Annotated in this window: 11 protein-coding genes; 6 read left to right on the top strand and 5 right to left on the bottom strand. The window is 73.2% G+C overall.

From position 1 onward, the window contains the following. Window positions 1-5: 5 nt before the first annotated feature. Window positions 6-911, bottom strand: coding sequence for a 5'-3' exonuclease (locus EES41_RS09095; RefSeq protein ID WP_123077126.1), 906 nt, complete (start codon window positions 909-911; stop codon window positions 6-8). A 157-nt stretch (window positions 912-1068) separates the two neighbouring features. Here EES41_RS09095 and EES41_RS09090 point away from each other — a divergent pair, with 157 nt between their 5' ends. Continuing rightward, window positions 1069-1680: a helix-turn-helix domain-containing protein gene (locus EES41_RS09090; RefSeq protein WP_123077124.1), complete on the top strand. Its 612-nt coding sequence runs from the start codon at window positions 1069-1071 to the stop codon at window positions 1678-1680. 8 nt (window positions 1681-1688) lie between these two features. Beyond that, window positions 1689-2423: a helical backbone metal receptor gene (locus tag EES41_RS09085; protein WP_123077122.1), complete on the top strand. Its 735-nt coding sequence runs from the start codon at window positions 1689-1691 to the stop codon at window positions 2421-2423. Window positions 2424-2512: 89 nt separating this feature from the next. Here EES41_RS09085 and EES41_RS09080 read toward each other — a convergent pair whose 3' ends face one another. Further along, complete coding sequence (locus tag EES41_RS09080; protein WP_164495794.1) at window positions 2513-3637, bottom strand: TDT family transporter; 1125 nt, start codon at window positions 3635-3637, stop codon at window positions 2513-2515. Window positions 3638-3707: 70 nt separating this feature from the next. Here EES41_RS09080 and EES41_RS09075 point away from each other — a divergent pair, with 70 nt between their 5' ends. Further along, window positions 3708-4646 (top strand): LysR family transcriptional regulator, encoded by a 939-nt coding sequence (locus EES41_RS09075; protein WP_123077118.1) that lies wholly within the window; start codon window positions 3708-3710, stop codon window positions 4644-4646. Window positions 4647-5016: 370 nt separating this feature from the next. Here the strand turns inward: EES41_RS09075 and EES41_RS09070 are convergent, their stop codons facing one another. From EES41_RS09070 to EES41_RS09060, 3 genes are all read right to left on the bottom strand, one after another. After that, window positions 5017-5718 carry a gamma-glutamyl-gamma-aminobutyrate hydrolase family protein gene (locus EES41_RS09070; protein WP_123077116.1) on the bottom strand — a complete coding sequence of 234 codons (702 nt, stop codon included), beginning with the start codon at window positions 5716-5718 and terminating at the stop codon, window positions 5017-5019. A gap of 45 nt (window positions 5719-5763) precedes the next feature. Beyond that, window positions 5764-7242 carry an ethanolamine permease gene (eat, locus tag EES41_RS09065; RefSeq protein WP_250570039.1) on the bottom strand — a complete coding sequence of 493 codons (1479 nt, stop codon included), beginning with the start codon at window positions 7240-7242 and terminating at the stop codon, window positions 5764-5766. A gap of 129 nt (window positions 7243-7371) precedes the next feature. Continuing rightward, window positions 7372-8118, bottom strand: coding sequence for a FadR/GntR family transcriptional regulator (locus EES41_RS09060; RefSeq protein ID WP_123077114.1), 747 nt, complete (start codon window positions 8116-8118; stop codon window positions 7372-7374). A gap of 77 nt (window positions 8119-8195) precedes the next feature. On the opposite strand from EES41_RS09060, the gene EES41_RS09055 reads away from it, so the two are divergent. The 3 genes from EES41_RS09055 to EES41_RS09045 all read left to right on the top strand — a co-directional run bounded on the left by EES41_RS09055 (window position 8196) and on the right by EES41_RS09045 (window position 11797). Beyond that, entirely contained in the window at window positions 8196-9560 is a 1365-nt protein-coding gene (locus tag EES41_RS09055; protein WP_123077112.1) for a glutamine synthetase family protein, read from the top strand. Window positions 9561-9632: 72 nt separating this feature from the next. Then, the gene (locus EES41_RS09050; RefSeq protein ID WP_123077110.1) at window positions 9633-10997 is read left to right on the top strand and encodes an aldehyde dehydrogenase; all 1365 of its coding nucleotides are present in this window, start codon (window positions 9633-9635) and stop codon (window positions 10995-10997) included. A 5-nt stretch (window positions 10998-11002) separates the two neighbouring features. Next, window positions 11003-11797: a 3-oxoacyl-ACP reductase gene (locus EES41_RS09045; RefSeq protein ID WP_073795984.1), complete on the top strand. Its 795-nt coding sequence runs from the start codon at window positions 11003-11005 to the stop codon at window positions 11795-11797. Window positions 11798-11799 lie beyond the last annotated feature (2 nt).

Raw genomic sequence — 11799 nt, 5'->3', positions numbered from 1 at the left:
GCACCTCAGGGAAGTAGCGCGCTGCTCAGGCGCGACACCGCTCCGCCCAGACCCCACCGGTGCGCCAGCGCGTCCACGAGATCGGGCTGCGCCGCGACCCTCGGCAGAGCGGGGTCGAAATCCGGAAGCGGAACGTCCGAAGCGACCTTGACGACCTTCGGCGCCACGGCCAGATACGGCCGTGATTCGTCCAGCCGCTTACGCTGCGTAGCGGTCAGCCGGGAGCGCGGATCGTCGATCGCCTCGATGATTCCGGCCAGGTTCCCGTACGCGTCGAGCAGCTTCGCCGCCGTTTTCTCGCCGATCCCGGGAACCCCCGGCAGGCCGTCGCTCGGGTCCCCGCGCAGCAGCGCCAGGTCCGCGTAGCCGGGGCCGTCCACCCCGTACTTCTCGCGCAGCCACGCCTCGTCCGTCACCTGGAGCGTGCCCACGCCCTTGAGCGGGTACAGCACGCGCCGCCCCCGGGCGTCGTCGACCAGCTGGTAGAGGTCCCGGTCGCCGGTGACGATGTCCACCGGGCCGCTCGCGCGGTCCGTCAGCGTGCCGATCACGTCGTCCGCCTCGTATCCGGCGACCCCCACCCGCGCGATCCCGAACGCGTCCAGCGCCGCCTCGATGATCGGTACCTGCGGGGCCAGGGTGTCGGGGGTGTCCTCCAGGTCGGGGCCGGTCTCCGTCTCCACGGCGACCCGGTGGGCCTTGTACGAGGGGATCAGCTCCACCCGCCACTGCGGCCTCCAGTCGGCGTCCATGCACGCCACCAGATCGTCCGGGCGGTGGTCCTGGACCAGTCGCCCGATGAAGTCGAGCAGCCCGCGCACGGCGTTGACGGGGGTGCCGTCCGGGGCCTTCACGGAGTCCGGCACACCGAAGTACGCGCGGTAGTAGAGGGAGGCGGTGTCAAGGAGCATCAGGCGTCGTGTCGTCACGGTGACGATGATGCCGCAGCCGCACCACGAGGCGCTGACTCCGGCCAGCGAGGCCGTGCGCGCGAAACCGGAGGCGGTTGCTGCGTATGGTGCTTACAGCAGACCGATGTGCGACGGACAAGGGGAGGGCAGCCCCGACATGAACGACAGGGACGGCGCGGACGACAAGGAACGGGACAAGGACGCCAAAGAACCGCTCCGGGTGGGTGTGGCCGTGCGCAAGCGGCGGCGCGCCCTCCACCTGACGCTCGCCGCGGTGTCGGCGCGCAGCGGTCTTTCGGTGCCCTTCCTGAGCCAGATAGAGAACGAGCGGGCCCGGCCGAGCATGCGTTCCCTGGAGCGGGTCGCCGACGCGCTGGAGACCACGGCCGTCGAGCTGCTGGCCGCCTCCGACACCGCGCGCACGGTGGACCTCGTACGGGCCGGGGACGACTCCGGGCTCGAACCCGTTCCCGGTGTCCGTCCCCTCGTACGAGGGCACCACCAGCTGCACGCACTGGAGTTCACCGGGGACCAGGACGCCGGCCGCGAGTACCAGCACCGCAACGACGAGCTGATGTACGTGGTCTCGGGCGCCTGCCAGGTGGAGGCCGAGGGGCGCGCGTACCGGCTGGAGCGCGGGGACGCGCTGTTCCTGTCGGGCGGCGTGCGGCACCGCTGGCGGGCCGTCACCGAGGACACCCGGTTCCTGGTCGTGGCGGTCGGTGAGCACATCCACGCGACCTCCGAGCCGCCCTCGCCGGGGCAGTGAGCCGGCCGGTGCGGCCCAACCGGAAGCGGGTCGTCTCGCTGGTCCCGTCCCTGACCGAGGCGGTGGCGGTGAGTGCGCCCGGCCTGCTGGTCGGGGTCACTGACTGGTGCACGCATCCCGCGTCGGAGCTGGCGGGGGTGGCGCGGATCGGGGGCACGAAGAATCCCGACGTACGGGCGATCGCGGCGCTGCGCCCCGACCTGGTGATCGCCAACGAGGAGGAGAACCGGGCCCCGGACCTCGCGCAGCTGCGGGCGGCCGGGGTGGAGGTGCTGGTCACCGAGGTACGGGGACTGCCGCAGGCGCTGCGCGAGCTGGACCGGGTGCTGGTGGGGGCCCTGGGGCTGGCGCGGCCGGGGTGGCTGGCGGACGCGGAGGGCGCGTGGGCCCGGGTGGAACCGGACGCGGAGCGGCGGGCGTTCGTGCCGATCTGGCGGCGCCCCTGGATGGTGCTCGGCCGGGACACCTTCGCCGGGGACCTGCTGGCGCGGCTGGGCGTGCGCAACGTCTACGCCGGGCACGCGGAGCGGTACCCCAGGGTGGCCGTGGCGGAGCTGGCGGCGGCGGGCTGCGATCTGGTGGTGCTGCCGGACGAGCCGTACCGCTTCACGGCCGAGGACGGGCCGGAGGCCTTCCCGGGACTACCGGCGGCGCTGGTCAGCGGCCGGCACCTGACCTGGTACGGCCCCTCGCTCGCGCAGGCCCCGGCGGTGCTGTCGAGGGCCCTGCGGGGGGCGGGCTGAGGCAAGCCCGCGCCCGGCACCCCCGTCGGCGTCCGGGGCGCGCGGGCCGGCGGGGGCACGCTCAGCGCGGGGCGGCGGCGGGGGCGCGCTCAGCGCGGGGCGGCGAGGAGGCGGCCGGAGGCGAGGCCGCGCAGGGTGTGGGTCGCGGCCGGCAGCCAGGCGGTGACCAGGGCCAGGAACAGGGCGGTGGCCAGCCAGGCGAAGGCCGTCAGGCCGGTGTGGCGGGCCAGTGCGGCGGCGCCGGTGACACAGGTGCCGACGGGGAAGGTCAGGGCCCACCAGGTCATCGCGAACCCCATGCCCCGGCGGGCGGCCCGCACCAGCATCGCGGCGGCCAGCGCCAGCCACAGCAGCGCGAAGCCCATCACGGGCACCCCGTAGACGACCGCGAAGGCGCCGAACGCACCGGCGTAGGGGGCCCCGATCGACTGCGGGGCCATGTCGGCGAGCTGGTTCACGGCGGTGGTGGACTGGCCGAGCGGCCCCAGCACCAGGAACAGGGCGGGGGTCAGGGCCAGCGGCAGCGGGCCGCTCACGATCAGCCGGCCGAAGATCAGGGGCAGCATGAGCAGGGTGGCCAGCAGGCTGATGCCGAACATGGCGTAGCAGGCGAGCAGCAGCGCCTCGCGGGGCTGGCCGGCGGGCAGGTGGGGTATCAGCAGCGGGCCCACGGCGGCGGAGACCATCGGGGCGACCACGGGCAGCAGCCAGACCGGGGTGGCCTGGTGCGGCTCGACCTTGTGCCGGACCACCATCAGGTACGGCACGGCGACGGCCATGACCAGCCCGGTCGCGGTGCCGGCGGTGAACAGGACGGTGTCGGCGGCGACGGCAGGGCCGATGCCGATCAGGTCCTTGCCGACGGTGAGGGTGCCGGCGCCGACGGCCAGCAGCGCCATCGAGAGACAGCCGTAGAAGGGCGCGACGGCGGGGTCGAGGAGGTGGGCGCGGGCCTGGTCGCGGTGGTGGATCCAGTGCCCGGCGCGGGCGGTCAGCAGCACGGCGAGGGCGGCGGCGGACAGCGCCCAGAACAGCTGGCAGGCCACGCGCTGGCCGGGCAGCTGGTACGGGAGGCTCGCGCCGGCGTTGGCGATGATCGCCGTGCCCATGACGGCGGCGTACCAGTTGGGGCCGAGGTGCCGGAGCGCGGGGGCCTTGTGGGCCAGGGGCGCGGGGGCGGTGGCGGAGCGCGGTAGCGCGAGGGTGGTGGCCATGGAGCCAGCGTCCCGCCGGAGCGGGCGGGGCGGCAGAGGTCACCTTCATATGAGGGCATAAACTGGATTTATGGGTAATGAGGAGTGGGTGCCGCTCGCGCACCGCGTGCCGGACCTCGGCGCGCTGGAGCTGCTGCTGGCGGTGGCGCGCGTGGGCAGTCTGAGCGCGGCCGCCCGCCGGCTGGGGATCACCCAGCCCGCCGCGAGCAGCCGGATCCGGGCGATGGAGACCCGGCTGGGCGTCGCGCTGGTGGACCGCTCCCCGCGGGGATCGACGCTGACGGCGGACGGCGCACTCGTCACGGACTGGGCCCGGCGGGTGGTGGAGGCGGCCGAGGCGTTCGACGCGGGGGCGCAGGCGCTGCGCGGGCGGCGGGACTCGCGGCTGCGGGTGGCGGCCAGCATGACGATCGCGGAGTACCTGCTGCCGGGGTGGCTGATCGCGCTGCGGGGGCAGCGGCCGGACACGGCGGTGTCCCTGCACGCCGGGAACTCGGCGGTGGTCGCGCAGCGGGTACTGGCCCACGAGGCGGACCTGGGGTTCGTGGAGGGGCTCTCCGTGCCGGAGGGTCTGGACTCGGTGGTGATCGCGCAGGACCGGCTGGTGGTCGCGGTGGCGCCGGGGCACCCGTGGGCGCGGCGCTCGCGGGGCGTGGTGGCGGCGGAGCTGGCGGCGACCCCGCTGATCCTGCGGGAGCGGGGGTCGGGGACGCGGCAGGTGCTGGACGCTGCGCTGGCGGGGAGCGGGGGGCTGGCGGAGCCGCTGCTGGAGCTGGCGTCGACCACGGCGGTGAAGGCGGCGGCGCTGAGCGGGGCCGGGCCGTGTGTCCTGTCGGAGCTGGCGGTGGGGGTCGAGCTGGCGGGGCGGCGGCTGGTGGAGGTCCCGGTGTCGGGGGCGGCCGGGCTCGGCCGGGCCCTGCGGGCGGTGTGGCCCGGTGGGACCCGGCCGGCGGGGCCGGCGCGGGACCTGCTCTCGCTGACCCGGGGCCAGCCCCCGGCCGCCGCCTGACCGGCGCCGTCGCCGAGGCCCGTTCTGGACCCCGCCCCTCACGCGCCGCCCGGCCGGTCTCGGCGTCGCCGGGTGCGGCGCCGTTGCCGGGGGCCAGCCCCCGGACCCCCGCGCCTCAAACGCCGGCGGGGCTGAAGCGGAGGCCGGCCCCCGGTCCCCCGCGCCTCAAACGCCGGCGGGGCTGGAGGGGGTGCCACCCCCTGGACCCCCGCGCCTCAAACGCCGGCGGGGCTGGAGGGGGTGCCAGCCCCTGGACCCCCGCGCCTCAAACGCCGGCGGGCTGAAGGGGGTGGCGGGTGCGAGGGAGTGCCGGCGGGGGGTGAGGGGTGCCGGCGGGGCTGAGGGTGGGGCCGAGGGGTGGCGGTTTGGGTCAGACCGTGGCCGGGGTGAAGGCGCAGGCCTCGATGAGGGAGGCCATCACGCGGGTGTCCTTGTCGCGTTCCGGGTGCCACTGGACGCCCAGGACCCAGCGGTCCGGGTCGGGGAGTTCGACGGCCTCCACCGTGCCGTCCAGGGCGTGGGCCGAGACCACCAGGTCGCGGCCCACCCGGTCCACCGCCTGGTGGTGGTACGTCGGGACCTGCGCCTCCTCCGGGACCAGCCGCGCGTACCGGGTGCCCGGGACGGGGCGGACCGGGTGCCAGGACATCTCGCCCGGGGTGTCGACGTGGCCGTCGATGTGCTGGTGCAGCGTGCCGCCCAGGGCCACGTTGAGGGCCTGCATGCCCCGGCAGACGCCCAGCAGCGGCATCCGCGCTTCGAGCGCGGCGTTGATCAGCGCCAGCTCCCAGTGGTCGCGGACCGTGGCGGGCGCGCCCGTACGGGGGTCGCGCGCGGCTCCGTAGTGGACGGGGTCCACGTCCGGGCCGCCCGCGATGACCAGGCCGTCCACCCGGCTCAGCACCTCCGCCGCCCTGCCGGGCTCGTCCGGCGGGAGCAGCACGGCCGCGCCGCCCGCCGCCTGGACGAGTTCGTGGTACCCGGCGGGAAGGAGTGCGGCGGGGAGGTCCCACACCCCGTAGCGGGTGGATTCCTCCACATAGGTGGAGATGCCGATGAGCGGCCTGGGCACGGTTTCTACCTCCGGGAGCGGATGCGGTCGGACGGGGCAAGGATTTCAGTCGCGGGAGAGTTCCGCCTCGGCTTCCGCGAGGGCCGCGAACTCCTCCTCGGGCGCCGAGGCCACCAGGTGGTGGCGGCTGTAGAGCGCGAAGTAGGCCAGGGCGACGGCGTACACGGCCAGCGCGATGAACGCCGCGTCCTTGTCCACCAGGAAGGTGGCGACCAGGGCCGAAAGGGCCAGTACGAAGGCCACCGAGGAGGTCGCGATGCCGCCCGGGGTGCGGTACGGGCGCTCCAGCCCGGGTTCGCGCTTGCGGAGCACGATGTGCGAGAGGGCCATCAGGGCGTACGAGATGGTCGCGCCGAACACCGCGATGTTCAGCATGCGCGGGCCGTTGCCGGTGGCCGCGGCGAGGGCGAAGCCGATCGCGCCGGGGATCAGCAGACCGAGGTACGGGGCCTTGCGCTTCGAGGTCAGGGACAGGAAGCGCGGCAGGTAGCCGGCCCGGGACAGGGCGAACAGCTGGCGCGATCCGGCGAAGATCAGGGAGAAGAACGAGGCCACCAGCCCGGCGAGACCGGCGTAGTTGACGAAGGTCTTCAGCCAGGACAGGTCCGGGTTGCCCTCCAGCGCGACGACGAGCGGGTTGCCCGCGTCCTTGATGGCGTCGGCGCCGCGGGCGCCGGTCGAGGCCAGGAAGGTGATCAGGGCGAGCAGGACCAGGATGCCCATGGAGATCGACAGGGCCCTCGGCATCGAGCGCACCGGGTCCTTGGCCTCCTCCGCCGCGAGCGGGACGCCCTCGACGCCGAGGAAGAACCACATGCCGAAGGGGAAGGCCGCCCAGATGCCGAGGACGCCCAGCGGCAGCCAGGAACTCGATCCGGCGGCGGTGGTGTCCACGGCGATGTTGTCGAGGTTCGAGGCGTCGAACTCGGTGAAGGCGCCCAGCGCGAAGACGATCAGCGCGATCACGGCGATCGCGGTGACGACGAGGGAGAAGCGCAGGGCCTCGCCGACGCCCCACAGGTGGATGCCGATGAACACCGCGAAGCAGGCGAGGTAGACGGGCCAGCCGGAGGTGAGGCCGAAGAGGTTGAGGGATTCGACGTAGTCGCCGATGAAGATGGCGATCGCGGCGGGGGCCAGGATGTACTCGATGAGGATCGCGGTGCCGGTGAGGAAGCCGCCCCAGGTGCCCAGGGCCCGCCGGGCGAAGCCGTAGCCGCCGCCGGCCGTCGGCAGGATCGCGGACAGCTCCGCGAGGGAGAACACGAGACACGCGTACATCGCGCCCATCAGGGCGGTGGCTATGGCGAGGCCGCCGAAGCCGCCCTGCGCGAGGCCGATGTTCCAGCCGGAAAAGTCGCCGGAGACGACGTACGCGACGCCGAGACCGGTGAGGAGCAGCCAGCCGGCGCTGCCGCGGCGCAGCGTGCGGCGCTCCAGGTACCCGTCATGGCTGTCGCCACCCTGGGGGGAAGTGGTGGGTTCGGGCACGGCTGTCAGCCGTGCCTCGATGTCGTCGGCCATGGTGCGCTCCTACCTGAGGGCAATGGTTGTGAGGCGTACCTTTGCGTCAGTGGAGTGGAACGCGCAAGGCCCTTGCGTTAAAGAGCGGTTACGAATCCCTCCCGGCGCGGGGGAGCGCGAACCCGCCCATCAGGCCAGAAACCCCCTCAACAGGGCCGCCGTGCCGCAGCAGTGCTCGCGCATCGTCTCGCGGGCGGCCCCGGCGTCCCGCTCCAGGACCGCCCCGACCAGCGTGGTGTGCTGCTGCTGGGAGTGCTCCAGGTTGCGCACCAGCAGCGGGATGCAGTCCAGCAGGTCGTTCACACCGGCCCGGACGGCCGCGTACTGGGCGGTCAGGGACGCGGAACCGGCGAGCTCGCACAGCGTGAGGTGGAACAGCGTGTCCTGGCGGCGGTAGTCGGCGAGCGGGGCGTCGTGGGTGGCGGCGAGGGCCGCGAGCAGCCGTTCGGAGCCCTCCCCGGTCAGTCCCTGGGAGGCGCACAGGCCGGCCGCGCCCACCTCCAGGACCTCGCGGAACCGCAGGACGTCCTCGATGTCCACGCCCGCGACCCGCCGCCGCAGCTCCTCCTCGGCCCCGCCGGCCGGGGTGTCCGGGCGCGGCAGTACGAACGTCCCGCCGTAGCGGCCGCGCCGGGATTCCACCAGGCCCTGGTCCTGGAGCACCTTCAGCACCTCGCGCAGGGTGACCCGGCTGATGCCCATCCGCTCGGCCAGTTCGCGCTCCGGCGGCAGCCGTTCCCCGCCGGGCACCAGGCCCAGCCGGACCACCTGGAGGATCTGCTCCAGCGCCTCCTCGAAACCGTTGCCCGCCCGCACCTGTCGCAGCACGGGATTCAGCCGCGCGATCGCGCCGCCTTCGCTCGCCGTGTCGGTCATCTTGGCTCCTCCCCTTCCCAAGCAATGGTTCTATTCAATACCTTAGGCGCACTCGGCTCACCGAAGGAGAGATTCCAGTGGTAGACCGCAAGCCGCCGCTCGCGCCCGAGGAGCTCCGTGCCCTCGTCGCCAGCGGTGAGATCGACACAGTGGTCCTGGCCTTCCCCGACATGCAGGGACGCCTCCAGGGCAAGCGGTTCGCCGCACAGTTCTTCCTCGACGAGGTCCTCGCGCACGGCACCGAGGGCTGCAACTACCTCCTCGCCGTCGACACCGACATGAACACCGTCGACGGATACGAGATGTCCTCCTGGGACCGGGGCTACGGCGACTTCGCCATGCACCCCGACCTCGCCACCCTGCGCCGCGTCCCCTGGAACCCGGGCAGCGCCTTCCTGATGGCCGACCTGGCCTGGAACGACGGCACGCCCGTCGTGGCCGCCCCCCGCCAGATCCTGCGCCGCCAGCTGGACCGGCTCGCCGAGCAGGGCTACACCGCGATGGTCGGCACCGAGCTGGAGTTCATGGTGTTCCAGGACACCTACGAGCAGGCCTGGAACAGCAACTACCGCGGCCTGACCCCGGCCAACCAGTACAACATCGACTACTCCGTCCTCGGCACCGGCCGCGTCGAACCGCTGCTGCGCCGCATCCGCAACGAGATGCAGGCCGCGGGCCTGATCGTCGAGTCCGCGAAGGGCGAGTGCAACCTCGGGCAGCACGAGATCGCCTTCCGCTACGACGAGGCGCTGACCACCTGCGACCAGCACGCCGTCTACAAGACGGGGGCCAAGGAGATCGCCTCCCAGGAAGGCGTCTCGCTCACCTTCATGGCCAAGTTCGACGAGCGCGAGGGCAACTCCTGTCATATCCACCTCTCCCTCGGTGACGCCGACGGGCACAACGCGATGGCCGGTGACGGACCGGGCGGAATGTCCCCGGTGATGCGGCACTTCCTGGCCGGCCAGCTGGCCGCGCTGCGCGACTTCTCCCTTCTCTACGCCCCGAACATCAACTCGTACAAGCGTTTCCGGCCGGGATCCTTCGCGCCGACCGCCGTCGCCTGGGGCGTGGACAACCGGACCTGTGCGCTCCGAGTCGTCGGCCACGGCCGCTCGATGCGCTTCGAGAACCGCCTCCCCGGCGGCGACGTCAACCCGTACCTCGCCGTCGCCGGCCTGGTCGCGGCCGGGCTCTACGGCATCGAGCACCGGCTGGAGCTGCCCGAGGCCTGCGCGGGCAACGCGTACACCGCCGACTTCGCCCACGTCCCGACGACCCTGCGCGAGGCCGCCGAGCTCTGGGAGAACAGCGAGATCGCCAAGGCCGCCTTCGGCCCCGAAGTGGTCGCCCACTACAAGAACATGGCCCGCGTGGAACTCGACGCCTACGACTCCGCGGTGACCGACTGGGAGCTGCGCCGCTCCTTCGAACGCCTGTAACCAGGCCTACGGCGCCCACCGCGCCCACCGCGCCACCGGAAACCCCGAACCGCACACCTGAGAGGCCACCACGTGTCCGATGCGCTGGACGTCTTGAACCCGGCCACCGAGGAAATCGTCGCCGTCGTCCCGGCCGCCACACGGGACGACGTCGACGCCGCCGTCGCCCGAGCCGCCGCTGCCCAGCGCGGCTGGGCGGCGGCCGCCCCCGCCGACCGGGCCAGGCTGCTGCGCCGCTTCGCCGCGGTGGTCGACGGACACATCGAGGAACTGGCCCAGCTGGAGGTCCGGGAGGCCGGACACACCGTCGGCAACGCCCGCTGGGAGGCCGGCAACGTACGTGACCTGCTGGAGTTCGCCGCCGGGGGAGTCGAAAGGCTCTCCGGCCGCCAGATCCCGGTGGCCGGGGGCATCGACGTCACCTTCCTCGAACCCCTCGGCGTCATCGGCGTGATCGCCCCGTGGAACTTCCCCATGCCGATCGCCGCGTGGGGCCTGGCCCCCGCACTCGCCGCGGGCAACGCCGTCATCCTCAAGCCCGCCGAGACCACCCCGCTCACCGCGCTGCGCCTCGCCGAACTCGCCCTCGAAGCCGGGATCCCCGAGCACCTCTTCCAGGTGCTCCCCGGCCGCGGCGACGTCACCGGCGACGCGCTCGTCGAGCACCCGGGCGTCGCGAAGATCGTGTTCACCGGCTCCACCCGGGTCGGCAAGCAGATCATGGCCAAGTGCGCCGACCGGGTGAAGCGGGTCACCCTCGAACTCGGCGGCAAGAGCCCCAACATCGTCTTCGCGGACGCCGACCTGGAGGCCGCCGCGGCGGCGGCCCCCATGGCCTTCCTCGACAACACCGGCCAGGACTGCTGCGCCCGTACCCGGATCCTCGTCCAGCGCTCGGTGTACGACCGGTTCCTGGAGCTGGTCGCGCCCGGGATCGAGGGCGTCGTCGTCGGAGACCCGGCGGACGAGAAGACCCAGATGGGGCCGCTGATCTCACGGTCGCAACTGGACCGGGTGCGGTCGTACGTCACCGACGACCTCACCGCGATCCGCGGCAGCGCCCCCGAGGGCCGCGGCTTCTGGCACCCCCCGACCCTCGTCACCGGCGTCGCCCCCACCGCGCCCGTGGCCACCCAGGAGGTCTTCGGCCCGGTCGCCGTCGTCCTGCCCTTCGAGGACGAGGAGGAGGCCGTACGCCTGGCCAACGCCACCGAGTACGGGCTCTCCGGCTCCCTGTGGACCCGCGACGTCGGCCGCGCGCTGCGCGTCTCGCGCGCCGTCGCCGCGGGCAACCTGTCCGTCAACTCCCACAGCAGCGTCCGCTACTGGACCCCCTTCGGCGGCTACAAGCAGTCCGGGCTCGGCCGCGAGCTCGGACCGGACGCCCTCACCGCTTTCACCGAGACCAAGAACGTCTTCATCAGCACGGAGGCCTGAAACACATGACCACTGCGTCCCACGAAGAGATCGTCTGCCGCCGCCTGGTCGGCCGTACCGCCGTCATCACCGGAGCCGGCAGCGGCATCGGTCTCGCCACCGCCCGCCGGCTCGCCTCCGAAGGCGCCAACGTGGTCTGCGCGGACATCGACGAGAGCGCCGGCAAGGCCGCCGCCGAGGAGGTGGGCGGCCTGTTCGTCAAGGTCGACGTCACCAGCCCCGAGGAGGTCGAGGCCCTGTTCAAGACCGCCTTCGACACCTACGGCTCGGTCGACATCGCCTTCAACAACGCGGGCATCTCGCCCCCGGACGACGACTCGATCCTCACCACCGGCCTGGAGGCCTGGAAGCGCGTCCAGGACGTCAACCTCACCTCCGTCTACCTGTGCTGCAAGGCCGCCCTGCCCTACATGCAGCGTCAGGGCCGCGGCTCGATCATCAACACCGCCTCGTTCGTGGCCATCATGGGCGCCGCGACCTCGCAGATCTCCTACACCGCCTCCAAGGGCGGCGTGCTCGCCATGTCCCGCGAGCTCGGCGTGCAGTTCGCCCGCGAGGGCATCCGCGTCAACGCCCTGTGCCCGGGGCCCGTCAACACCCCGCTGCTGCAGGAGCTGTTCGCCAAGGACCCGGAGCGGGCCGCCCGCCGCCTCGTGCACATCCCGCTGGGCCGGTTCGCCGAGCCCACCGAGATCGCCGCCGCCGTGGCCTTCCTCGCCAGCGACGACTCCTCCTTCATCAACGCCACCGACTTCCTGGTCGACGGCGGCATCTCCGGGGCGTACGTGACCCCGCTGTAGCC

It is taken from the genome of Streptomyces sp. ADI95-16 (assembly GCF_003721495.1).
In the GTDB taxonomy this organism is placed as follows: Bacteria; Actinomycetota; Actinomycetes; order Streptomycetales; family Streptomycetaceae; genus Streptomyces; species Streptomyces goshikiensis.
Note: the sequence above shows the minus strand (reverse complement) of the source record. Positions and strands in the feature narration are given on the sequence as shown.

What these genes read in the sequence shown, in the direction of transcription:
- EES41_RS09090 (WP_123077124.1), top strand. Translation starts at nt 1,069, where the DNA reads ATGAACGACAGGGACGGCGCGGACGACAAGGAACGGGACAAGGACGCC.
- EES41_RS09080 (WP_164495794.1), bottom strand. Translation starts at nt 3,637, where the DNA reads ATGGCCACCACCCTCGCGCTACCGCGCTCCGCCACCGCCCCCGCGCCC.
- EES41_RS09095 (WP_123077126.1), bottom strand. Translation starts at nt 911, where the DNA reads ATGCTCCTTGACACCGCCTCCCTCTACTACCGCGCGTACTTCGGTGTG.
- EES41_RS09060 (WP_123077114.1), bottom strand. Translation starts at nt 8,118, where the DNA reads ATGACCGACACGGCGAGCGAAGGCGGCGCGATCGCGCGGCTGAATCCC.
- EES41_RS09045 (WP_073795984.1), top strand. Translation starts at nt 11,003, where the DNA reads ATGACCACTGCGTCCCACGAAGAGATCGTCTGCCGCCGCCTGGTCGGC.
- eat (WP_250570039.1), bottom strand. Translation starts at nt 7,242, where the DNA reads ATGGCCGACGACATCGAGGCACGGCTGACAGCCGTGCCCGAACCCACC.
- EES41_RS09075 (WP_123077118.1), top strand. Translation starts at nt 3,708, where the DNA reads ATGGGTAATGAGGAGTGGGTGCCGCTCGCGCACCGCGTGCCGGACCTC.